Origin of the sequence: Alloprevotella sp. oral taxon 473 str. F0040 (assembly GCF_000318095.2) — a bacterium.
Taxonomy (GTDB): domain Bacteria; phylum Bacteroidota; class Bacteroidia; order Bacteroidales; family Bacteroidaceae; genus Alloprevotella.
Window position 1 is genome coordinate 1 of the sequence record NZ_KB290720.1, and the last position, 508, is coordinate 508.

Here is a 508-nt window from a genome sequence, read left to right on the forward strand (position 1 = left end):
TATCCTCTAACTCTTTAAACTCATTTTTGATATGTAACTTATCAATCATATTGATAGTATCTTGAGAGTACAAAAAACCTTGAGAATAAATAAATATTATCACTTGTGTTTATCAAAATGTGTTAAAATTTATGTTTAAACAATTTGTATTCAATTAATTATAAATAAAAATCTTTGTCCGAGATTTGAAAAAATACTTTTTTTGTATTCAAAGATATAATACAATGAATTCAAAAAAGTACATTTTCTCTCAAGTAACATCATTTCTACCTCAAAAATATTTTAATAGATTAGTTGCCAAGTATGATGATAGAACTAAGAATTGGGTATTTTCTCATTGGAATCATATGTTACTTTTAATTCTTGGACAACTTATGGGCTGTATTAGTATTAGAGAACTCGTAAGTACTGTTAATGCTAATTTCAAAAGAATTTATCATTTAGGTATTGGAAAAAATCCGATAGATTTAAAGACCTTATCTATTGCAAATAAGATCAGAGATATAAG

At 24.4% G+C, this 508-nt stretch carries 1 protein-coding gene; it reads left to right on the plus strand.

From position 1 onward, the window contains the following. Window positions 1-224 precede the first annotated feature (224 nt). A partial coding sequence (locus tag HMPREF9999_RS10365; RefSeq protein ID WP_009437828.1) for a DUF4372 domain-containing protein occupies window positions 225-508 on the plus strand: 284 nt, incomplete at its 3' end.